This window comes from Amycolatopsis minnesotensis (genome assembly GCF_039529815.1).
GTDB lineage: Bacteria > Actinomycetota > Actinomycetes > Mycobacteriales > Pseudonocardiaceae > Amycolatopsis > Amycolatopsis minnesotensis.
The window spans coordinates 1-22,434 of the sequence record NZ_BAAANN010000017.1; the positions used below are offsets into that span (position 1 = coordinate 1).

Annotated in this window: 14 protein-coding genes and 1 pseudogene; 12 read left to right on the forward strand and 3 right to left on the reverse strand. The window is 73.1% G+C overall.

The genetic code is table 11. From position 1 onward, the window contains the following. Positions 1 to 208: 208 nt before the first annotated feature. Positions 209 to 790 carry a YqgE/AlgH family protein gene (locus ABD256_RS21560; RefSeq protein WP_215548692.1) on the reverse strand — a complete coding sequence of 194 codons (582 nt, stop codon included), beginning with the start codon at positions 788 to 790 and terminating at the stop codon, positions 209 to 211. Positions 791 to 1,125: 335 nt separating this feature from the next. Here ABD256_RS21560 and ABD256_RS21565 point away from each other — a divergent pair, with 335 nt between their 5' ends. The 10 genes and pseudogenes from ABD256_RS21565 to ABD256_RS21610 all read left to right on the forward strand — a co-directional run bounded on the left by ABD256_RS21565 (position 1,126) and on the right by ABD256_RS21610 (position 16,998). Further along, on the forward strand, positions 1,126 to 2,355 hold the full coding sequence (locus tag ABD256_RS21565) for an MFS transporter (RefSeq protein WP_344422036.1): 1,230 nt from the start codon (positions 1,126 to 1,128) through the stop codon (positions 2,353 to 2,355). A 113-nt stretch (positions 2,356 to 2,468) separates the two neighbouring features. Beyond that, positions 2,469 to 2,948 (forward strand): YbaB/EbfC family nucleoid-associated protein, encoded by a 480-nt coding sequence (locus ABD256_RS21570; protein ID WP_344421577.1) that lies wholly within the window; start codon positions 2,469 to 2,471, stop codon positions 2,946 to 2,948. Further along, on the forward strand, positions 2,948 to 3,166 hold the full coding sequence (locus tag ABD256_RS21575; RefSeq protein WP_344421581.1) for a hypothetical protein: 219 nt from the start codon (positions 2,948 to 2,950) through the stop codon (positions 3,164 to 3,166). The genes ABD256_RS21570 and ABD256_RS21575 overlap by 1 nt, the downstream gene beginning before the upstream one ends. An 8-nt stretch (positions 3,167 to 3,174) precedes the next feature. Then, positions 3,175 to 7,497 (forward strand): WXG100-like domain-containing protein, encoded by a 4,323-nt coding sequence (locus ABD256_RS21580; protein WP_344422039.1) that lies wholly within the window; start codon positions 3,175 to 3,177, stop codon positions 7,495 to 7,497. Next, positions 7,497 to 9,362: a TNT domain-containing protein gene (locus ABD256_RS21585; RefSeq protein WP_344421584.1), complete on the forward strand. Its 1,866-nt coding sequence runs from the start codon at positions 7,497 to 7,499 to the stop codon at positions 9,360 to 9,362. The genes ABD256_RS21580 and ABD256_RS21585 overlap by 1 nt, the downstream gene beginning before the upstream one ends. Then, positions 9,349 to 11,532 carry an ADP-ribosylglycohydrolase family protein gene (locus ABD256_RS21590; protein ID WP_344421587.1) on the forward strand — a complete coding sequence of 728 codons (2,184 nt, stop codon included), beginning with the start codon at positions 9,349 to 9,351 and terminating at the stop codon, positions 11,530 to 11,532. Before ABD256_RS21585 ends, ABD256_RS21590 begins: the two co-directional genes overlap by 14 nt. After that, positions 11,487 to 13,520 (forward strand): YrhB domain-containing protein, encoded by a 2,034-nt coding sequence (locus ABD256_RS21595; RefSeq protein ID WP_344421590.1) that lies wholly within the window; start codon positions 11,487 to 11,489, stop codon positions 13,518 to 13,520. The genes ABD256_RS21590 and ABD256_RS21595 overlap by 46 nt, the downstream gene beginning before the upstream one ends. 134 nt (positions 13,521 to 13,654) lie before the next feature. Further along, the gene (locus tag ABD256_RS21600; protein WP_344421593.1) at positions 13,655 to 14,152 is read left to right on the forward strand and encodes an ADP-ribosylglycohydrolase family protein; all 498 of its coding nucleotides are present in this window, start codon (positions 13,655 to 13,657) and stop codon (positions 14,150 to 14,152) included. Between the two features lie 374 nt (positions 14,153 to 14,526). Further along, positions 14,527 to 15,016 (forward strand): annotated as a pseudogene (locus ABD256_RS21605) (ADP-ribosylglycohydrolase family protein). 41 nt (positions 15,017 to 15,057) lie between these two features. Beyond that, complete coding sequence (locus tag ABD256_RS21610) at positions 15,058 to 16,998, forward strand: TNT domain-containing protein (RefSeq protein WP_344421596.1); 1,941 nt, start codon at positions 15,058 to 15,060, stop codon at positions 16,996 to 16,998. Here the strand turns inward: ABD256_RS21610 and ABD256_RS21615 are convergent. After that, positions 16,985 to 17,845, reverse strand: a complete 861-nt coding sequence (locus tag ABD256_RS21615; RefSeq protein WP_344421599.1) for a small ribosomal subunit Rsm22 family protein — start codon at positions 17,843 to 17,845, stop codon at positions 16,985 to 16,987. The genes ABD256_RS21610 and ABD256_RS21615 overlap by 14 nt on opposite strands. A 39-nt stretch (positions 17,846 to 17,884) precedes the next feature. Then, the gene (locus tag ABD256_RS21620; RefSeq protein WP_425546495.1) at positions 17,885 to 19,276 is read right to left on the reverse strand and encodes a CCA tRNA nucleotidyltransferase; all 1,392 of its coding nucleotides are present in this window, start codon (positions 19,274 to 19,276) and stop codon (positions 17,885 to 17,887) included. Between the two features lie 220 nt (positions 19,277 to 19,496). Between ABD256_RS21620 and ABD256_RS21625 the strand changes: the two genes are divergently transcribed. Then, the gene (locus ABD256_RS21625; RefSeq protein WP_344421605.1) at positions 19,497 to 20,027 is read left to right on the forward strand and encodes an NUDIX hydrolase; all 531 of its coding nucleotides are present in this window, start codon (positions 19,497 to 19,499) and stop codon (positions 20,025 to 20,027) included. Then, complete coding sequence (locus tag ABD256_RS21630) at positions 20,024 to 22,156, forward strand: DUF6049 family protein (RefSeq protein WP_344421608.1); 2,133 nt, start codon at positions 20,024 to 20,026, stop codon at positions 22,154 to 22,156. The genes ABD256_RS21625 and ABD256_RS21630 overlap by 4 nt, the downstream gene beginning before the upstream one ends. Positions 22,157 to 22,434 lie beyond the last annotated feature (278 nt).

The following is a 22,434-nucleotide window of genomic DNA, read 5'->3' on the forward strand; positions in this document are numbered from 1 at the left end:
CCCAAAACCTCACCTGCACACCACGCGGCAACCGCGCCCGAACCACCATCACAACCTCCGATCACAACCGGTGTTGCAACGACCCCATGAACCCAAGCGTCCTTCGGGGCATCTGCGGGCCCCGCCGAGACCGCACGAGGCCCTTACGAGGGTGGAGTTCGCGGCGTTGGGGTCCCTGAAAGTCGCCTTCGGGGCAGGCGAGCGCGGGTCAGTTTCGCTGGACGTCGCCGGGGTGGGTGGCGAGCAGGGCCATGGGGACGCCCTGGCGGCGCAGCACCTGGCCCCACAGGTCCCGTTCCGGTGTCGCCAGCACGTCGCTGGGCAGCGCGGGGACGATCAGCCAGTCGTCGCGGGCGATCTCGCCGTCGAGCTGGCCCGAGTCCCATCCCGCGTAGCCCGCGAACACCCGCAGGCCCCTGACCTTCGACACCAGCAGATCCGGATCGGTGTCCAGGTCCACCAGCGCGACCGGGCCGCGGACCGCGATCAGGCCGGGCACCGCGGACGCGCTTTCCCCGGTGCGCAGCGCGGCGAGGCACAGCGCGGTCTTCTTCTCCACCGGGCCGCCGACGAACACCGAGGACGGCTCCACCACGTGCGGCCCCCAGTTGGGCAGCACGTCGTCGACCGGTACCTGGCTCGGCCGGTTCAGCACAACCCCGAGCGTGCCCTCGTCGCGGTGATCGATGACGAACACCACCGTTCGCCGGAAGTTGGGGTCGAACATCGTGGGGGCGGCGACCAGGAGCGTTCCCGGTTCAACCTCGGCGTCCGCAGGCACGCCGCCCATGATCCCACTGCCCGTGACCGGAAGTACCGGGGCCGGAGAACAAAGGCGGGGGAACAACGCGGCACGCGGTACCGTTGGAGTGGGTGGCTGGCGCACTCCGTGTCCCCCGGGCTCACTGAAGAACCGCCTTTGTGGAATACCGTTCGGCTGGAGCCACACTGCGCATACCCGCCGAGAGGCGACCAAGTGCGCCAGCCCACCTCTTCGCCGGACGTTCGCGTACCGGCCTCCCGCACGATGGTGACCATGCCCGGTATACCGCCGTATGCTGGGAAATCGTGACCACGCAAGCCGAGGGCTCGGCCGCGAGGACCGGCCCGCGCGCGTTCCTGGCCATGCCGGGGTTCCGGACGCTGCTGTTCTCGCGCTTCGCCTCGCAGTGGGCGGATGGCGTGTTCCGCGCCGGGTTCGCCGGCGCGCTGCTGTTCAACCCCGAACGCGGCGCCGACGCGCTGGCCATCGCGGGCGGGTTCGCCGCGATGCTGCTGCCGTACTCGCTCGTCGGCCCGTTCGCGGGCGCGCTGCTCGACCGCTGGGACCGCCGCCGGGTGCTGGTGTTCGCGAACCTCGTCCGCGCGGTCGCGGTCGTCGCGGCCGCGCTCGCGGTCGGCTTCGGCGCGAGCGGGTTCGGGCTGTTCGCGCTCGCGCTGGTCGCCGAAGGGATCTCCCGGTTCGTCGGCTCCGGGATGTCCGCCTCGCTGCCCCACCTGGTGCCGGAGCACGCGATCGTGTCCGCGAACGCGGTCGCCACCACGCTCGGCTCGCTGGTCGCGGTGCTCGGCGGCGGGTGCGCGATCGGCCTGCGCGAACTGGTCGGCCGCGGGAACGCCGGGTCCGCGTGGACGACGTCGGCCGCCGTGCTCGGCACCGTCGTCGCGGCGATGATCGCGGCGAAGTTCGCGAAGGGCGCGCTCGGCCCGTCCTCCGTCGACGAGCCGCCCGATGTCGTGCTCGCGGTCGCCAAGGGGCTCGCCGACGGCGCGCGCGCCGCACGCACCTCGAAGAACGTCACCGGCGGGTTCGTCGCGCTGTTCGCGCACCGCGCGTCGTTCGGGGTTTCGCTGCTGCTGTCCGTGCTGCTGCTGCGCTTTTCGTTCACCAGCCACGGCCTGCTGCGGGCCGGTCTGCCGGGACTCGGGCAGATGGCGGCGCTGGCCGGCGCCGGGATCTTCGTCGCGGGCCTGTGCACGCCGAAGCTCGTCGCGCGGTTCGGCCGCCGCCGGACGACCGTCGGCTCGCTGGTGGTCGCCGCGGTCACCCAGCTCGGGCTCGGGCTGCCGATGACGCTGCCCACCGTGCTGCTCGCCTCGTTCCTGATCATGGCGTCGGGGCAGGTGCTCAAGCTGAGCGTGGACTCCGCCGTGCAGCACGACATCCGCGACGAATCCCGCGGCCGCGTCTTCGCGCTGTACGACACGCTGTTCAACATCACGCAGGTGGTCGCCGTCGCGATCGCCGCCACGATCACCCCGTTCGACGGCCGTTCGCCCGGCCTCCTCGCCGCCGCGACGGCCGTGTACCTGGCAGGCGCGGCGGGCTACCTCGCGATCGTCCGCCGCGACTGATTCGCTGGCGCAAATAGAGCCACCCGTTGGGCGGAACCCCGCATGCCGCCAACCGGGTGGCATTAGGGTGATTCCCGCAGTGACGGCAAGAACACGGCGGGGGACCCTTGACAGTGCCTGACGGACGGCCGCCAGGAGAGCACCGCGCGGCCCTCGAAGCGCGCAACGCCGCGATGAAGGACCAGGTCGACCGGCTGCTCGACGGCGTCACCCGGCAGACCGAACGGCTCCAGCAGGCGCAGGCCGACGCCTCGCGGGTGACGGCGACGCTGACGTCGAAGGACGGCCTCGCCACCGTGACCGTCAACTCGGCCGGCGTCCTCACCGAGCTCGAGTTCTCCCAGAACGCGTTCGAGCGCAGCCGTCCCGAATCGCTGGCGCGCACCGTGCAAGCCCTCGTCCAGCAGGCGACGGTCCAGGTCAAGCGCCAGGTCACCGAGCTGATGGCGCCGATGACCACCGGCCTGCCCGATCTCTCCGACCTCTTCGAAGGCGCGCCGTCGCTCGGGGCGCTGATCCCGAAGTTCCCCGAGCTGGAGCCCGAAGGCGAAGACGGCCAGCAGGACGCCCCGCTCACCAAGGGCCAGGGCTGATGGCCGGTTCGGCTCAGGGCTTCGAACTCGATCCCGAGGCGGTCAGGTCCGGCGCCGCGAAGTTCACCGGTGGCTCCGAGGCACTCCGCCACGCGGGCGAACAGCAGCTCGCCGACGCGATGCTCGGCCTGAAGCAGAAAGCCGACGAGGCCGCGGACGCGCACGAGGGGCGCGGCGCCGAAACCCGGGCGCGGCTCAAGCGCACGGAGACGACCTAGCCGTGGGCATGGAGATGCCCGACGCGGTCAAGTGGCTCCTCCCGATCGTGGTGGGCCAGAGCTGGCCGGAGGGCGACGAGACGAAGCTCCGCGAGCTCGGCGACGCGTGGCACACCGCCGCCGAAGCGGTCGCCCCCGCGACCGACGCGGGCGACCAGGCCGTCAGCGCCGCGGTCACCGCCTGGACCGGCGAGTCGGCGGAGGCGTTCGAAGAGCTCTGGAAGAAGTTCGCCGAAGGCGACGAGGCATACCCGAAGTCCCTCGCCGAGGCCGCGAACGCGCTCGGCGACCTGTGCGACCAGACCGCGCTCGACGTCGAATACACGAAGTACCTGATCATCGCGTCGCTGCTGATCCTGCTCGCGCAGATCGTCGCGATGATCGCCGCCGCGTTCGGCACGTTCGGCGCGTCGACGGCGGGTATCCCGGTCGCGCAGGCGCTCACCAGGACCGCCATCGAGGCCATGGTCAAGGAGCTGCTCGCGAAGCTCGTGGAGATGGGCCACAAGCAGGTCGTCAAGAAGGTCCTGCAGCGCGTGCCGGCCGAGGTGCTCGAGAACGCCGGCATGAACCTCGGCAAGACCGAGGACGCGGCCGTCAGCGGCGCGGTGGGCCACGCGAAGGAGGTCGGCGGTGCGATCGGCAGGCACGACGCCGATCTCAACCGGGCCACAGCCGCGCTGCCGGACACCCCCGGCACTCGCGATACCCCTGATATCGCGCACGCCGCGCCGCCGCTGTCGGCCGGGAGCCCGGCGCCGTCCGGAGGGCCTCCCGCCGGTGCCGCGGGGCGGGCGCCGACCGGTGAGCAGCCGGGCGGGCCTCCTCCCCAGAACGCACCGCGCAGCGCTGGCCCCCAGGGTTTCGGACCGCGGAGCGGCCCAGTGGGGTTCGTTCCGCCGAGCGGCGGTTTCACCGCGCCGCCACAGCACCCACCGGGAGGACCGCCACCAGGCGGAATCCCCGGTGCGCCCCCGCCGGGCGGCCGCGCACCGTCGGGGCCGGGACGGCCGCCGCCCGGATTCGACCCGCGCCGCCAGGACGCACCCGGCGGGCGCCCGCCGCAGGGCCACGGCAGGCCAGGGCACGGTGGTCCGCAAGGCCCGCAACGGCCTGGCCCGAACGCGCAAGGGCAGCGCCGGCCCGGTCAAGGCCAGCACGCGCCGAACCAAGGCCAGCTCCCGCCCCGCCAGGCCGGGCCGCGGCCACCGGCGCCGGGTGGCCACTGCCCGCCCGAAGGTCCCGCGACCCCGGCACGCGGGCCGCGGCCACCCGGTTTTCCCCGCCCCGGACAGGACTTCCCCGGCAGGCAGCAACCGCAGGGGCAGCGCCAACCCGGTCCCGATCGGCCCGGCGGTCCGCCGCGCCACGGCCAGCCGCACGGTCCCGGTGGACGCCCGCCCGCACCACCACCGGCGGGGCAGCGGCCTCCCGGTGGCGGCTTCCCGCCTCCCGGTCCTCGCCAGGGGAGGCCGCTGCCACCGGAGCCGGGTCGCCCGCCCGCCGGGTCGCCACCCGGCCCGGCCCGTCCGCCCGGTCACCAGCCGGGTCCGCGCCGCCCCGACGGCGGCAGGCCCGGCCAGCCGCCGCGCCCGGAAGGTCCGCACCGGGAACCGGAAGCGCCTGCCGAACCGCCGGAGAGCACCGAGCACCAGCAGGGCGAACCACCGTCCACAAAGGACGAAACGGGTCCGCCGCCTGCCGGGGAGCACTCCGGGCGCGAGTTCCGCACCGATCGTCGCGCGGACTTCGACGCGCTCGGGGAAATCCAGCTCGACACCGGGCAGATCGGCGACCACGGCGAGCTGCGCCACGAGGAGGTGCGGCGCGACGCGCTCGAACTGCGCGCACGGGATCCGCGCTACGGGCACATGTCCGACGACGGCGCGTACGCGGTGCACAGCTACACGCGGCACGAGGTCTTCCGCGGGGTGAACGCCGCGCTGCGCACCGGGTTCGGCCTGCCCGCGCTGGCCAAGCAGGTCCGCGCGATCGTGTCCGGGCTCACCGAGCTGCCGCCGTTCGAGGGCGAGGTCGTCCGGACGGTCAACCACAACGGCGACCACGGCCGTGCCGCGGTGACGGCCGCGCACTACGAACCGGGCAAGACGGTCGTGGAGAGCCAGTTCTCCAGCACCTCCCAGGTCACCGCGGAGGACCGGGACAGCGCGTTCGAGGGCGAGGTGGAACTGCGCATCCGGTCGAAGACCGGCAGGGACATCTCCGGGATCGCCTCGGTGCGGGACGAACGCGAAGTGCTGCTGAAACCGGGAACCCAGCTCCACGTGCACAGCAGGGAGCTGGTCACCCTCCCGGACGGCAGGGAGAAGTGGGTCGTCCACGCCGAGGAAGTGCTCCACGGGGACCCGAGGCACCTCGGCCAGGAGGCGGCGGACCAGCACGTCCAGGAGCGCCGGGAGCGCCAGGCCGCGGACGACCGCAGGCCGGCGAAGTCGGTCGCGAGCGCGCTCGGTCCGGCGGGAATGGCGGAACAGCGCCAAAAGACGAACGCCGACATCGAGCGGGAGAACCGCGAGGAAGCCGCGGCCGCCGAGGAACGCAAGGCCGAGTACCACCGCACGCACGAACCCGAAGGCGGCTGGGCGGAGCTGAACCGGGCGACCACGCCGCCGGGCGAGCCCGCCATCCACGACGGCACGGCGCGGAGCCCCGAGCAGCAGGTGCGGTTCCTCCGCGAACACCTGCCCGAGGTCGCGAACGTCAACGCGCACAACTACTACGCGCCGGACGCGCGGGAGAACGGCTTCCACGGCAACGACGCGGACGCCGTCGTCGCGCTGGAGGAAGGCTTCCAGGGCAGGCCGCGCGCGGCCTCGCCCGCGCTCCCCGACGACGTCGGTTCCCTCGACTCGGTGCGGCAGAAGCTCGGCGGGCGATGGGCGGAGCACCCCGATTTCGGCAGCGCGATCAGGGAAATCGGCGCGTGGCCGGTCGGTTCACGCGGCGTGCTGGCGTTCCAGGCCGCGGCGGGTGAGCCCAACCGGATGGTGACGGTCGCGCACACCGAGCACGGGGTGGCGATCGTCGACCCGACGGCGAACCGGCTCGCGGCGTTGCCCGAGGGGCACGCCAAGGTGCAGTTGCTGCCGTACCACCGCGAAGGCGGCCTGCCCGAGAGCGACGCGGCGCCGCACCGGGAACCGGAGATCACCGAGCGCGCGCACGAAGGACCCGTCGCCGAACCGGAGCACCACCCGGAACCCGAACCCGAGCCGCGGGCGACCGCGGCGGACCACGACGCCATCCGGCGGTCGATGGAGGACGCCGACGCGTTCGACCGGCTCCACCGCGAAGCGCTGGCGGCGAGGGACCGCAGCGAAAAGCTCCAGCACGTCAGCGACGAGGCCGCGACCGCGCTCCGTGCCTTCACCACGCACGATCTCGCCTACGACCTCAACGACGCGCACCGCTCGGGCGCGCCCGAAGGAATGCGGGAGCGCCAGGCCCGCGCGCTCGCGGCGGCGCTCGACGAAGTGCCCGGCGTGACCGCGCGAACCGTGCGCGGCATCGACCACCACGGCGACGCGCGGCTCGCGGAGCTGACCGCGGACCAGTACGTGCCGGGCAGGGTGAACGTCGAAACCTCGTTCAGCGGCGCCACGATCGAGGACGAGGGTGTCGAGGCGCCGAAGTTCGGGTACGACGTCGAGATCCACGTCGGCTCGAAGAACGTGAAGGACATCAGCGCGCTCGCGCGGAACCCCGAGCGGGAGGGCCTGTCCAAGCCGGGCACGCAGCTCTTCGTGCACAGCAAGGAACTCGTCGATCTCCCCGGTGGCGGGAAGAAGTGGGTCATCCACGCCGAGGAGGTGCTGCCGGGCGATCCGAGGCACCTCGACCAGGACACCGCGAAGCAGCAGATGGCCGAACGCCGGGCCCGGTACGCCGAGACCGCGCACCAGTACGCGGAAAGCGGGAGCACGCGGTTCGCCGACCTGCTCGGCTCCGACGGCCGGAACGCCGGGCGGCAGGTCGCCGAGCCGGTCCACGGCGGTGCCGCCATCACCGACCGGCTCGCCGGATTCGACGCGGACCCGGTGGCGCGGCCCGAACCCGAGCCACCCGCCCGCGCGCCGGAAGCCGCCGAGCACCACCGCGCACCGGCGGACCTGGGCCCGGAGCCCGCGCCGGACGCGGAACTGGTGGCGCGGCACGACGTGCTCGCCGAGGAGCCGACCACGCGGCACGACGACGAGGACCTCGGCCCGGCGCCGCGCGAGGACCCGCCGACCGAACTGGCCTGGTCCGGCCGGGACGAGGAGCAGGAATGGGACGACCGCAAGGCCGCCGAGGAAGGCACCGGTAACTGATGTCCGAACCGCGCTACGAAACCAGGGCGCACGAGCTGCCGGACGGCTCGTACGGCGTCCACGACGGGCGGATCGTCCGCGCCCCGGATCCGGCCGCCGAGCGCGCTTTCGTCCTGCGCACCAGGGCCACCTTCGCCGGGCAGCCGCACTTCGGGGCGACCGTCGACCCCGACGCACCGGGGAGGTTCCAGCTCTCCCTCGGAGCCGCCGTCGAACTCGGTGAAGCGATGGGGCTCCCCGGCTTCCCCGGCGAGCACGGCGCGGTGGAGTACCGCGTCTCGGCAGACCCCGCCGAGATCACCGGGCTCGACCAGGTCCGCACCGAGATCGGCCCGCTGGTGCCGCCGCCGGAACGGCTCACCGAGGAGTCCCAGCAGGACCTCGTCATCGGGATCGGCCGGACCCTGCGCGACTTCCTCGCCGCGCGGGGCGAACCGTGGGAGCGGGTCGACGCGGTCTTCAGCGCGGTCGGCGAGGTCTCCGTGCTGACCGTCGCCACCACCCGGAACGACGTGGTGCTGTGGTGGTCCGCGCCGCCGGAGGTGGGCCAGCACTTCCAGGGCCTGCGCACCGGGATGTCCGTGCCGGACTTCGGGACCTGGACGAACGCCGGGTTCACGCTGCGCGCCGACGGCACCTTCGACTTCGACTTCGACGCGGACCAGCCGCCGAGGCTGCCGATCGACGCGGTCCCCGGCACCTACGACAAGGAGCTGGAGTTCTTCCCGCGCGCCGGCGAGAACATCCCGGACTGGTGGCGCCCGCTCGCGAAACTGCCGTACACGGCCGAATTCCGGCACGCGCGCGTCGTCGACTCGCACACCGGGGGCGAACCGCCCGTGGTGGACAGGGCACCGGTTCCCGAGGACGAAACCGCGAAGGTGCTGCGCTACCTCGAACGCTGCCCGGTGGTGCTGACCGGGCGCGGGTTCACCCAGGACCTCTTCGCCCCCGGCACCGAGCCGGACGTGCCGGAGCTGTACCACACCGACGGCCGCTGGATCTGGCCCGCGGCCGTGCCGCACTACCTGCGCGAGCACGGCGTCCCGCCGGAAGGCGAGCTGCTGACGCGGATCCGCGAGCGCGAATACCAGCCGGTGTGGCCGCCGGGAATCGTGCGCGCCGCCGCCGAAGCCGAGTTGCTCGGCCTGCCGCGCCCGACCGGCTGGGGCCCTGAGTTCGCCGAGCCGAGCGAACTGGCGCTCGCCGAGGACGGGTCCGCGCTCGACCCCGACCTGACGACGGTCGACCTGTTCACCGTCCTCGCGAACCGGCTCGGCGAGTACGGCGTCTCGCCCGGCGCCTACCGGATCGGATCGCACGCCGACGGGCTCTGGTGCCTGGAACGCGTCGGCGGGCAGTGGCAGGTCGCGCGCTACGAGGACGGCGAACCGGTGCGCCCGAGCCTGTTCCCGCATCCGGCGGAAGCCGTGCAGGAACTGCTCGGCGCGCTGCTGCTCCTTCCCGCCCGGCCGTGGGCGGGGCGGGAAACCGCGCTGGAGACCGGAAAGCAGGTCGCCGACTGGCCCGTCCAGCCCGTCGAGGGCGAGCCACCGCTGACGCTGCTGCGGAACAAGCGCATGATCCGGCTCGCCGAAGGGACCGTGGTGACCCGCTACGGCGGCACCGACGGGAACTTCGCGTTCGCCCGCGGCACCGGGTTCGACCGGACGTCCCTGCCGATCGGGCGCGCCGGGCAGCACCGCGACTACGCGCTCGCGCGCCCGCTCTACGTGATCACGGGCGTGACCGTGCCGTGGGCGGGCCAGCCGGGCGGCGGTGTCGCTTACGTACTCCCGAAACCGATCGCGGCGCACATCGCGGACGGCAGTGTGGAGCGTCGAGGTAGCCGTGGAACGAGCTGAAGCCGTCACGCGCGCCGAGGACTGGCTCGCCGCCGCCCGTGCCGCCGATCCCGGTGGCACGGCGATCCGCGCCGACCACGACCGCGTGCGCCGCGTCCCCGAAGGCTGGGCCGTCCCGTACGACACGGTCGCCTGGCTGGACGAGGGCGCGGCCGACCGGCGGCTCTTCCCGCCGCCGGTCATCGTCGTCACCGAACCGGACGGCGAGCTGCGCCTGGCCGCGCCGGAACCGGGCGGGATCAGCGTTCCGCTGGCGTTCCCCGGCACGGAGCACTGGCGCGAGATCGTCGACCCCGAGTACGCCGACGCCGGTGTCGGGCTGTTCGGCGTGCCCGAAGCGGTGATCGCGGGCTGGGCGCGCGTCGACGCGTCCGGGCAGGCGACCGGGGAGCAGAAGGAGAACCCGGCCTACCGGACGGGCCCGATCCGCCGCGGGTACCCGCGGCCGGAGAACTTCCTCGAAACGGTGCTGCTGTTCGGCGTCGGCAAGTGGCTGTCCAGGGCGCAGGTGCTGACCGGCGTCGCCGGTGCCGAGGTGGTCGTCCCCCTCGACCCCGAGAGCGGCGAGATCCCCCGCGGCTACTACCGCCAGGAGACGCCGAAGCTGCAGGTGTTCACCTCGACCCGCTGGCTGCCGCCCGACGTGCACCACTGGTGGCACGTCGACGTGGCGCGGCTCGCCGCGATGACCCCGCCGCCGGACCTGGACCTCTGGGGCCCGCCGACGATGCACACGGTGCTCACCGGCACCGAACTCGCCGAGGCGTGCGCCGAATGGCCGCGCGCGGCGGAACCCGTCGACGTACGGGGCGCTTGCCCGGAGTCGGACGAGCCGGTGGCAGCGGCGGCGGCCGAGGCGGCCGGGAAGCTCGGGCTCGCCGAACCCGTCGAGCCGCCGGTGCGCGCGGCGACGCTGGCCCGCAAGCGCGGGTTCGAACTCACCGAGGACGAGTGCCGCCGGACCGTGCTCGGCAAGTCGTGGCTCGCGCGGCGACGGCAGCCGGACCCGCCGGACTGGCCTGCCGATCTCGCGGCCAACGGCCTGGTGCCCGGCTACGGCAACGACGGCGGGGTCGAACCCGCGCTCGACACGTTCGGGAAGTACTTCCCGCTCGGGCTGCCCGGGTTCCGGTACGGCTGGGAACGCGTGACCGGCGCCTACGTCGGGTTCGCGATCGGGGAGGCGCTCGGCGCGGCCGTCGACAAGCTCAGCCTCCACGAGATCACGACGCGGTACGGGCCCGAGGGCGTCACCGGGTTCGAAACCGCCTACACCGAACCGGGTCAGCTCGGCCCGCTCACGCAGCGGCTGCTGTTCATGACCGAGGCCGTGATCCGCAGCCCGCACCGCGAGGACCACCAGCTCGAAGGCAAGTTCGGCGAAGTGGCCCGCAACGGCGTGCTCCGCTGGCTGCACACCCAGGGCGTGCCGCTGCAACGCGTGGACGGCTGGCTGCTGCGCAGGCCGGAGCTGCACGTCAAACGGGACCCCCAGCCGTCGGACCTGGAATCCGGCCCGACGTCGCTGCTGGCCGCGCTGCCCGCGGCGCTCACCGACGGGGGTCCCGGCAGCGGGCTGGACGGCGGCACCCGGCAGGCGGCGCGGCTGATGGCCGGCCAGACCACCCGCGACCAGGACGATCTGGAGGCCGTCACCTACCTGACCTGGGTGTGGCAGGAGATGCTGAGCAGCAAGGCGATCGTGCTGCCCGCGGCCGTGCAGGCGAAGGAGACGGCCAGCCCGTCCCGGTCCGATCAGCACGGCCCGGCGTGGGACCGGATCCGCGCGGCGGTCGAGGCGGCGGCGCCGGTGGTGCCGTCGTACGGGTTGCCGTCGGCACGCGACCCGGAGACGATCGGCGACGGGCACGACACCCTGTCCGTGCTGGGACGCACGATCGCCGCGGTCGGGAGCTTCGAGAACTTCCCCCGCCGCGCGCTGCGGCGGGCGGTCAACCACTCCGGCCGCAGCGCGCTGACCGGCGCGCTCGCGGGTGCGCTGCTGGGCGCGCGGCTCGGCATCCCCGGCCTGCCGGCGGACTGGGTCGGCGCGCTCGAACTGCGGCACCTGGTGGAAAACGTGGCCACGGACGCGTTCTGGCACTACGACCGGCATTCCGCGCTGTGGCACGACCCCGAGCACTGGAAGGCGCGGTACCCGCAGTGGTGAAGGCGGCGGAAGCGGTGGCACGGGTCGAGCAGTGGCTCGACGACCCGGAGCTGCGCGTGCAGCCCGAGTTCGCGGCCAGGGCGGCGGACGGTTGGTACGTCCCGTACAACGCCGCCGCCTACCTCGACGGCACGGACGTCGGCAAGGGGCTCTTCCCGGCGCCGACGGTGTTCGTGCCCGACGACGGCGGCACGATCACGATGGCGGCGGACGTGATGACGCCGTCGCCGCGGGCCCCCGTGACGCTGTGGGAGGAGGTCGCCGACCCGGAGCTGGACCCCGCGCTCCTGCACGGGCGGCAGGTCCCGGTCAAGGCGATCCGGCACTGGGAAGCGGTCACCGGGACCGGGCAGCGCACCGGGGAGGTCAAACCGAACCCCGCGTACACGGTTTCGCCGGTGTGGCGCGGTTTCCCGGCGCGGCACACCGCCGCGGGGAAGCTGCTCGACTACCTGAACGCGGACTGGATCAGCGTCGCGCAGTTCGCCGAATGCCTCGCCATGACCGAGGTCGTGGTCCCGGTCGACGACGGCGAATCGCCCGCGCTGCGCGGTGTCGACGACCGGTACGAGGTGGCGGTCTGCACGTCGACCGGGACGATTCCAGCGGGGGTCACGCGCTGGCGCCGGATGCTCGCGGGCCACCTGCTGCGGCCGGAAGCCCCGGTCGGGTTCGTCCTCGACCCCGGCCGGGCGCTGAGCTACTCGCTGCCGGCCCGGTACGTGCGGGCCGTACCGCTGCCGCCGCCGGGCGAGCCCGTCGAGGAGGTCGCCGCCGAGGCGAGCCCGGAGGTGCTCGCGCTGGCGGAGCGGCTGACCGCGGACTTCGGGATCGAGGCCCCCGGCCTGTTGCGCCGCCACCTCACCGCGGTCGCGGGCTGGGCGAGGAACACCGGCTACGAGCTGAGCATCGACGAGGCGAAGAGCTACCTCACCGGGTACGCGGTGCGGTTCTCGAACCTGCGCGGGATCCGGCGGAACCGGGGGCCGTCGTGGCCTGCCGATCTCGAAGCGAACGGCCTGACCACGCACTACGACCACTTCGGCGCGCCGTCACCGGTGCCGTGGACGTTCGGCAAGTTCGACCCGAGGAACACGCCGCCGGGCACCTTCGCCTGGCACCGGCTGGTCGGCGCGTTCGCCGGGTTCGCCGCCGGTGAAGCGCTGGTGTCGGGCGACGGGCTCGGGCCGCTGACGAGACAGCTCTTGCGGCACACCGAATCGGTGCTCCGCGGCCTGCCGCAGGTTCCCCGAACCTTCGACATCCCACCGGGTTTCCCGCCGCCCGCGTCGCCGTCGAGCTGGCTCGCGGTCGCACTCGGCGACGATCGCGAAGCCGAACCGGCCTTGTCGCCGTTGCTGCTGCCGCTCGCCGCGATCACGGCCGCCGGCGCGGAAGTCGCCGGGATGAGCCAGGACTACCCGAAGGCGATCGCCCGCGACATGGCGGGCACGCTCACCGAATCGACGGCCACCGCGCTCGACGCGCTCGACTCGCTCGACGCGCTCATCGATGTGTTGTGGGAGCTGCTCAAACCCGGCGACTACGCGCTGCCGGTGTACGTGCACCTCCGCACGTTCGCGCGCGACGAGCGCCCCGGCATCGGGGAACTGGCGAGAACCGTCCTCGAACTCCGCGACGACCGCGACACCGACGACCGCGCGCAGATCGAGACCATCGGCGACGGCCACACACCGTTGTCCCTGCTGGGGCGCGCGTTGTTCGCGGCGGGCAAGCGGCACTACGACGCCGAAGCCGCGTTCGACGCCGCCGCCGGTGATCCGCTCGTCTCGGCGCTGACCGGCGCGCTGCTCGGCGCGCGCGGCGGAATCCCGGGGCTGCCTCGCCGCGCGGTGGCCGCGGTGGGCAGGATCGGGCTGGTGGAGAACGTGGCGAGCGACGCGTTCTGGAACTTCACGCGGTTCGGCGTGCGGCGCGAACCGTCGGCACGGCACGACTGGGAACGGCAGCGCTACCCGCGCGGATGAGGTCATGGCAGGCGATCACTGGCTCAGCGACAACGATCTCGCGGTGCTCGCGCGCCTTCAGGCGAGGCAGCGGGAAATCGACGGGCGCCCGTATCCGCTCACCCCGCCCGTCTCGGTGCACCGCGTCGAAAACGGTGCGCGCGGCACCGGAGGAGGCGCCCCGGCCGATCCCGGCGGACCGCTGGCGCGGCAGCATGCTGGCAGGCGCGGTCGGGGACTCGCTCGGCGCGCCGAGCGAGTCAAAGCCGATCAAGTCAAAGCCGATCGAGTCAAGGCCGATCGAGCAGATCCGCGAACGCACCACGCCGCAGGGCCTCGTCGACTTCATCCCGGCCCACGACGGGATCGGCACCATCACCGACGACACGCGGATGACGCTGTTCACCGCGGAGGCGTTGATCCGCGCGCATTCCGCGGTCCGGCACGGCGGCACCGCGGATCCCCGGCGCAGCCCGCAGCTCGCCTACCAGCGGTGGCTGCACACCCAGGGCGTGCCGCGCGCCCGGCGCCACCACGTTCTTCGCGCTGAAGGGGTACGGGCAGAGCGGGCAGGAAGCCACAGTGATGTGTGCGCGTCGGTTCCGGCGAGGTGGGTGGCGGATGCGTGGAGCCGTCGGGGCCTTGGTCCGTGAAGGGCGCCTTCGGGGAATCTGACGCCGCGATCTCGCCCCTCGCGGCGTGCGGCGTGGTGGTGCTGATGCCCTGAAGGGGCCCTTCACGGCATCACATTCCCTCAAGGGCCCCTTCGGGGCATGCGCCCGGAGCAGAGCGGGTCCGTGAAGGCCGCATCCGTGGCATTCACGCCTATGAAGGCCCCTGCAGGGGCCTGGACGCGGACGGGGGAAGAGGCGCGGGCGGCGAAATCCCAGCGCATGCCCTGAAGGTCACCTTCGCGGCGTCAGATTCCCCGAAGGGCACCTTCAGGGCATGCGCAGCGGACCTCACCTCGGCCTCTATAGGAGCATCCTTCACCGCGACCATCAACAACTCCAAGGGCTGCGGCGGCGTGCTGCGCGCGGCCCCGATCGCGTTGTGGTCGCCCGATCCGGCGCGGGTGTTCGAGCTGGGCGCGGTCAGCGGCGCGCTGACGCACAGCCACCCGAGCGGGTACCTGCCCGCCGGCGCGCTCGCGGTGATCGTCCAGCAGCTCTTGCGGGGCGCGGACTTCCACGGCGCCATCGACGCGGCGATCGCGCTCGCCGGAGAAGGTGGCGACGCTCGGCGGCGGGAACGTCGGCGAAACCGCGCTCGCGATCGGGATCTGCGCCGCACTGTCCACACCGGACCTGAACGCGGCACTGCTGGTCGCGGTCGACCACAGCGGGGACAGCGACTCCACCGGCGCGCGGTACGGCGAGCAGGTGATCGACCGGCGCTGGCTCGACCGGCTCGAACTGCGGGACGTGGTGACGAGCGTGGCCACGGACCTGCTCGCCGAGTTCGGCCCCGGCGCGCCTTCGGGTGATCGCTGGGTGGCGCGGTACCCACCGGACTAGGTTTACAGCGGTCGAGTTTCGTTCGCGGGGGAGAAGTGGGCATGCACTACCGAGTCGAAGCGGCCGAGCGGCCGGACGGGCAGTACACCGTGTGGCAGGGCGGCGTGTACCAGGCACAGCGGTCGACGGCGGACGGCACCGTGCTGCTGGCCGCGCTGCCCGGCGAGGACGCGCCGCCGGAGTTCGACACCACGTGGGAGTCGAGGCAGGCGAAGATCGTGCCCGAGGCCGAGGTCAGCGCCACCTTCAGCCTGCAGACCCACTGCGTCTTCGACGACGAGGTCTACCGGGTCTCGCCCGGCGACAGCGGCTCGCCCGGTCCGCTCGTGCTCCGCTGGTCCGGCACCGACGAAGCGCTCGCCGCGCAGCTCGGGCTCACCGACTTCAGCACCAAGGCCGCGCTCGACGGCCTCTCGGCGCTCTGGCAGGAGCGGCACGACTTCACCGACCCGACCTCACCTCCGGAACCCGCGGCGTCGTCTCCGGGGGACCCCAACCCGTTCCTGCGCGGGATCGGGCGCGCCCTGCTCAAGATCGCGCCCGCCAAGTGGAACTCGCTCGCCGCGCAGTACCGCCAGGTCGGCGGCTACGCCGAGCTGGAAGTGCGGTCGGTGCTCGGCGACCCGGTGGACGAGGTGACCTTCCTTTCGCCGCCGCCCGCGCTGTCGCAGCTCTTCGCGGCGCTGCGGGCGGCGATGTACGAGCCGGGCGCGGGGACCTGGTTCCAGAGCACGTTCGTGCTGAAGTCGTCGCGGGAGTTCGACTTCGACTACGACCTCGACCGCCAGCCGGACTGGCGCCAGCCGCCGCACGTCGGGGCACAGCCCGCGCCGGCCGCCTACTCCGCCGATCTCGCCCGCTACCCCCGCGAGCCGGGGAACATCCCGCCGTGGCTCGCGGCGAAGGCGAGCCTGCCGGTGGCCGTCGCGTTCCGGCAGGCGGCCGTGGTCGACGGGCCGCCGGAAGGCGACAAGCCGACCGTCAACCGGCCGCCGGTCCCGCGCGAGGAAATGCGGGGCGTGCTGGACTACCTGTTCCGCTCGCCGGTGGCGCTCGCCAGGCAGGGCCGCCTGCCGGACCTGTTCGCCCCGACCGGGAAACCGGACGTGCCGGACGCGTTCCACACCGACGGCACCTGGATCTGGCCCGCCGCCGTACCGCACTACCTGCGCAAGTACCGGGTGCCACCGCAGCCGGAGCTGCTCGACCACATCAGGGCCGCCGGGTTCCGCCCGCCGTACGTGCCGGAGCCGGTGCGCGCCGCGGCCGAAGCCGAGCTGGCCGGCGCCGAACGGCCGGTGCACTCGGTGGCCGACCTCGCCGAGCCGAGCACCCCGGACATGGTCGACCGCGGGCAGTGGCCGCGGACGCTGCTCGCCTCGGACGTGCTGACCATCCTGCGGCGCCGGCTCGCCGAGCACGGCGTCGCGGAGAGCGCGTACTCGATCGGCAAGCGCGCCAAGGGCGTGTGGTCGCTCGCGCGGACCGAGCACAGCTGGGAGGTGTCCGGCCCGGACGACGAGGACCCCGCCGCGTTCGCGCATCTCGAAGAGGCCGCTCGCTTCCTGCTCGGCACGCTGCTGCTGTACCCGGCGCGCGCGTTCGCCGGCTCGCCGGAACCGGCCGAGCCGACCGACCGGATGCCGGACTGGCCGATCGTCCCGCTGCGCGGCGAGCCGCCGCTGTTCCTGTTCCGGCGCAAGCGCCTGGTGGTGCTCGCCCCCGGCACCGCGCTGGTGCGCTACGGCCCCGACGGCGGCAACCTCGTGCACGACGAGACGGTCACCTTCCCGGAGACCTCGCTGCCCGCGGACCGCCAGGGACTGCGGCAGGCGCTGGTCGTCCGGCGGCCCCTGCGGGTCCTCGCCGGGGTCGCGCTGCCGTGGGGCCCGATGCCCGGTGGCGCGGTCGGCTACTTCCTGCCGCGCCCGGTCGGCCACCACCTCGAAACCGGTGCGCTGGAACGGGTCACCACGCCCTGATCAGGACGGCGGGCGACCACCAGTAGTCGGCGAGCGATTCGATGTCGACGTAGGAAAAGCCCGCTTCCTCCAGGTCGGCGCGCCAGGCGACGGCCGGCTGCTCCCAGTTGTTCCGGGTGCCGCCGCCGAGCTGGCCCACCAGCATCGGCAGCAGGAAGCCCTGCGCGACGAGGCTGGCGTCGCCGGCGTACTCGCGGATGCCGCGCTCGTAGCGGGTGGCGAGCGCGCGCAGGTGCTCCTCGGTGCCTTCGGCCGGGGCGAGGACGTTGAACTCGGCGATCAGCAGGCGGCCGGTGCGCGCCCGCACCCGGCGCAGCAGGTCCCCGCGCTCGGCCTCGGGGATGGTCTGCAGCGCGAACGTCGACTGGGCCAGCGCCCAGTGCTTCCCCTCCGTCTCGTCGAGGAACTCCTGCGCGGTCTTCGCCCAGAACCGCGGCGAGCCGGGCACCCGCGTCTTCGCCACGTCGAGCAGCGCGGCCGACGGCTCGACGAGGTCGATCTCGGCGGGCAGGTGCTTCGCCTGGTCGAGCGCGGGACCGATGGCCAGCCCGTCGCCGCAGCCGAGGTCGAGCAGCGAACCGGGCTTGAGGGTGTCGTAGCTCGCGGCCAGCTCCTGGGAAAGCCGCCGGTACAGCTCGACGTTCCCGCCGCCCCTGATGAAGGCGGCGAACGCTTCGGGCTCGCGGTACACGTCCCCGTTCGACCCGGCGCCGAGGAAGCGCGCCAGCTCGGCACCGAGCAGGGAACCGTTCTCGCCTGCGCGGGCGGCCAGCTCGCGAGCGGTGTCCCGCTCGCCGGAGTGCAATGCGGTCAGCGCTTCGAAGGCGCCCGCCGTCGTGCTCGTCATGGTGCAAAGTTTCGCCGAAGTGATGCCCTGCGTCACGTACTAATCCGCGGGGGTGATGCCCTGCTCTCCCGCCCACTCGCGCAACTCGGCGACGGCCTCGTCGTGGTCGAGCGGGCCGCGGTCGAGCCGGAGCTCCTTGAGGAACTTCCACGCCTCGCCCACCAGCGGGCCCGGCGGCAGGCCGAGCAGCTTCATGATCTCGTTGCCGTCGAGATCGGGCCGCACCTTCGCGAGGTCCTCCTCGGCGCGGATGCGCTCGATCCGCTCTTCGAGATCGTCGTAGGTGCGCTGCAGCGCGGCCGCCTTGCGCTTGTTGCGGGTCGTGCAGTCCGCCCTGACGAGCTTGTGCAGCCGGTCCAGCAGCGGGCCCGCGTCGGTGACGTACCGGCGCACCGCCGAATCCGTCCACTCGCCCTTCCCGTACCCGTGGAACCGCAGGTGGAGGAACACGAGCTGGGACACGTCGTCGACGATCTGCTTCGAGTACTTCAGCGCCCGCAAGCGTTTGCGGGTCATCTTGGCGCCGACCACCTCGTGGTGGTGGAAGCTCACCCCGCCGCCTGGCTGGAACTCGCGCGTGGCCGGCTTGCCGATGTCGTGCAGCAGCGCCGCGAGCCGCAGCACCAGGTCCGGCTCGCCGCCGCGTTCGAGGTCGATCGCCTGCTGCAGCACCGTCAGCGAGTGCTCGTAGACGTCCTTGTGCTGGTGGTGCTCGTCGATCGCGAGCCGCATCCCCGGCACCTCGGGCAGCACGTGGTCGGCGAGATCGGTCTCCACCATCAGCTCGAGGCCCGAGCGCGGGTCGGCGGCCACCATCAGCTTCGACAGCTCGGCCTGCACCCGCTCCGCGGTGATCCGGGTGAGCTGCCCCGCCATCTCGGTCATCGCCATCACCACCCGCGGCGACGCCGAGAACCCGAGCTGCGCGGTGAACCTCGCCGCGCGCAGCATGCGCAGCGGGTCGTCCGCGAACGACTCCTCCGGCGGGGCCGGCGTGTCGAGGATGCCGCGGCGCAGCGCCGTCATGCCGTCGTACGGGTCGACGAGCTGCTTCGTCTCCAAATCGACCGCCATCGCGTTGACGGTGAAGTCGCGGCGCAGCAGATCGCCCTCGATCGCGTCGCCGAAGGTGACCTCGGGGTTCCGGCTCATCCGGTCGTAGCTGTCCGCGCGGAACGTGGTGATCTCGAGCGTGGTGCCGCGCTTGGTGACCCCGACCGTGCCGAACGCGATCCCGGCCTCCCACACGCCGTCCGCCCAGCCCGACACGATCTTGAGCACGGTGTCGGGGCGCGCGTCGGTGGTGAAGTCGAGATCGGCGGAGTCGCGGCCGAGCATCGCGTCGCGCACGCTGCCGCCGACCAGGTAGAGCCGGTGTCCCGCCCGGCCGAACAGCGCGGCCAGCTCGTCGGCGAGCGTGGGGATGCGCATCGGTTCGGTCACCGCGTTCTTCTTGACGGCCAGCTCGTTCACTCAGATCCCACCACGAAAGAGGTGCACTGGAAGCAGCGCACCCGCGAACAAAGACACGAGCGACCAGGGTACTCCGAACGCGCCGCCGACGAGCAGCGCCGAGGTGCTACCAGAGAGTGAGCGGCGCCTGGCTCCGCGTTCGCGACCGCGTGTGAACGGCAGGCACTAGCATCACAGCATGTCTGGATCGGCCGGTCGTTCCGGTGGCGCGAAGCCAGGACGCCGCCGATCGCGGCGCCACCGGGGCCGGAAGCTGACCACCGTCGCCGAGACCTCCGCCGGGGGTCTCGTGGTCGACGCCGAGCGCGCCAACGCGGCGCTCATCGGCCGGTTGGACCGCCATGGCAAGCTCCTGTGGTCGCTGCCGAAGGGCCACATCGAGGACGGCGAGACCACCGAGCAGACTGCGGTGCGCGAAGTGAAGGAGGAGACCGGCATTTCCGCGCACGTGCTGCGGCCGCTGGGCACGATCGACTACTGGTTCGTCGCCGAACGACGCCGGGTGCACAAGACCGTGCACCACTTCCTGCTGGAAGCCATCGGCGGCGAGCTGTCCGACGAGGACGTCGAAGTGACCGAGGTCGCCTGGGTGCCGATCGCCGAGCTCGAAGCCAAGCTCGCCTACGCCGACGAGCGGACGCTCGTCCGGAAGGCGCGCGCCCTGTTCGCCGCCCAAGACGCTGATCTTCCCGAGGGAGCTTCCGAGTGAAGCGGCTCGCCGCCATCGCGTTGACCGTGCTCTTCGCCGCCACGCTCACCGGGTTCGTCCCGGCGGACGCCGCGCCCGCGGACCAGTCCGAGCCGAGCAGGCTGCACCTCGACGTGGACCAGATGAACCCGAGGCTGGTCACCTCGACGTCGTCGACGCTGGGCATCTCCGGCCGGATCACCAACACCGGCGACCGCCGCCTCACCACCATCAAGGTGCAGTTGCAGCTCGGCGAGCGGCAGACCTCCGAGAAGCAGCTCAAGCAGGCGCTGGCGGAGTCGCCCGCGACCGACTCGTCGGTCTCGCAGTTCGTCGACGTGGCGGCCTCGCTCGAACCCGGCCAGTCCGCGCCGCTGACGGTCAACGCCTCGCTGCGCGGCGAATCCGGGCTGGAGATCTCGAAGCCGGGCGTCTACCCGCTGCTGGTCAACGTCAACGGCACGCCCGACTTCGGCGGCCGTACCCGGCTCGCCGCGGTCAGCCTGCTGCTCCCGGTGCTGTCGGTGCCCGGCAAGCCCGCGCCGCCGAACCCGGCGAAGGCCACCCCGTTCACGCTGCTGTGGCCGCTGGCCGACACCCGCCCGAACATCGTCTCGGCGCCGCTGGGGGAGTCCGTCGTCCTCGGCGACGACCACCTCGCCGACGATCTCGCGCCCACCGGCAGGCTCGGCGCGCTGCTCACCGGCGCCCGCCGCGCGAAGCAGAACCCGAAGGTGTTCAACGCCCTGTGCTTCGGCATCGACCCCGACCTGATCGGCACGGTCAGCGCGATGACCCGCGGCTACCAGGTCCGCACCCCGTGGGGCGGCAACGTGCCCGGCCGCGGCAAGGACGCGGCGATGAACTGGATCGAGGGCGTGCGCGGGCTCGTCGGCGGGCACTGCACGGTGGCGATGCCGTCGTCGGACGCCGATCTCTCCCAGCTCACCCAGCTCGGCCCCGGCGGGAAGAACCTCGCGAAGGCCGCCGTCGACGACAGCAGGCTGCGGACCCTGCTCGACGCGGACCCCGCGGACGGCGTGCTGTGGCCGGAAGGTTCGCTCGACACGGGCACACTCGGCACCGTCGCCGAGGCGGGCGTGCACACCGTGCTCGCCGACACGGAGTACCTGGAGTCCACCAAGCTGGTCAGCGGCGGGGTCGGCGTCGAAGGCAGCGCGGTGCGCGCGCAGTCCTACGACTCGCTGCTCGCGAAGGCGTTCGCCGGCACGTCGGGGCGGCCGGACTCGTCGGCCGGGGTCACCACGCCCGCCGACGATCCCGACGTCGGCACCCAGAACGGGCTCGCGGTGCTCGCCTACCGCAGCACGTCGACGGCGGATTCGGGCAAGCCGCTGCTGGTCGCGCCGCCGCGCCGCTGGGCGGTGCCGGACCGCGAGTTCGACCGGCTCTTCGACTCGATCGACGAGCTCATCTCGCGGAACATGCTCACCGGGCTGCCGCTGCAGCAGCAGCTGGCCGCGGGCGAGTCGGGCGTCGCGCGGATGACCTACGCCCCGGCGGAGGGCGCGCTGCCGGGCAACCTCGCCGATATCGACTCGGCGGCCGCGGACGTCCGTTCGGTGATGGAACCGGACTCGGCGAACAAGGTGAACCCCGACCTGCTCGTGAAACCGGTGCACGACGCCGTGATCAGGGCCACGTCGACGGCGTGGCGGGTGGTGCCGGGCGGCGCCGACCAGGCCGCGTCGACCGCGCGCGACCAGCTCGACGAGCTGCGCGGGCGGGTCGCGGTGATCCCGCCCGGCCAGCCGTTCTCGTTCGCGTCCGGCTCGTCGCCGATCCCGGTGGCGATGCAGAACAAGCTGCCGGTCGCGGTGACCGTCCGGCTCCGCTTCCGGGACAACTCGGGCCTGCGCATCGACCCGGTGCCGGACCAGTACATCCCGAGGAACAGCACCCTGCCGGTCCGGGTGCCCGCCGAAGCGCTGCGCGCGGGGCGCTTCAGCCTCGACGTGTCGTTGACCACCTCGCAGGGCACTCAGCTCGGGCCCGCGGCGCGATTCGAACTCACTTCCAGTGAATACGGCATCGTGACCGTTATCGTGACCTCGACGGCAGGGGTGGCGTTGCTGCTGCTTTCCGGCCGCCGGATCTACCGGCGGGTCAAGGAGCGGAAGGCGGCCTGACGCCCGCGACGACTACCCTGGCCTGGCCAGAACAGTCGCGATGAGGATTGGGCACGTGTTGGACAGAGAGCCGGGCTCGCCGCCCGAGCGCCCCGAACGTGCCGGGCGTCCCCACCCCGACCGGGCCCAGCCGCCCCCGTCGCAGCCACCGCCACCGCCACCGGCGTCCCGGCGCGCTCAGCCGCGCCGCATCCCGCCGTCCGGTGACCGGGCCCAGCCGCCGCCCCGCCGCCGCACGCCGCCACCGCCGGAGCAGCCGACGCGTCAGCTCCCGCCCG

Excerpts from the sequence above, each read along its gene's own strand:
- ABD256_RS21560 (WP_215548692.1), bottom strand. The coding sequence starts at position 790 with ATGGGCGGCGTGCCTGCGGACGCCGAGGTTGAACCGGGAACGCTCCTG.
- ABD256_RS21575 (WP_344421581.1), top strand. The coding sequence starts at position 2,948 with ATGGCCGGTTCGGCTCAGGGCTTCGAACTCGATCCCGAGGCGGTCAGG.
- ABD256_RS21565 (WP_344422036.1), top strand. The coding sequence starts at position 1,126 with ATGCCGGGGTTCCGGACGCTGCTGTTCTCGCGCTTCGCCTCGCAGTGG.
- ABD256_RS21620 (WP_425546495.1), bottom strand. The coding sequence starts at position 19,276 with ATGCGCATCCCCACGCTCGCCGACGAGCTGGCCGCGCTGTTCGGCCGG.
- ABD256_RS21615 (WP_344421599.1), bottom strand. The coding sequence starts at position 17,845 with ATGACGAGCACGACGGCGGGCGCCTTCGAAGCGCTGACCGCATTGCAC.
- ABD256_RS21585 (WP_344421584.1), top strand. The coding sequence starts at position 7,497 with ATGTCCGAACCGCGCTACGAAACCAGGGCGCACGAGCTGCCGGACGGC.
- ABD256_RS21610 (WP_344421596.1), top strand. The coding sequence starts at position 15,058 with ATGCACTACCGAGTCGAAGCGGCCGAGCGGCCGGACGGGCAGTACACC.
- ABD256_RS21625 (WP_344421605.1), top strand. The coding sequence starts at position 19,497 with ATGTCTGGATCGGCCGGTCGTTCCGGTGGCGCGAAGCCAGGACGCCGC.
- ABD256_RS21580 (WP_344422039.1), top strand. The coding sequence starts at position 3,175 with ATGGAGATGCCCGACGCGGTCAAGTGGCTCCTCCCGATCGTGGTGGGC.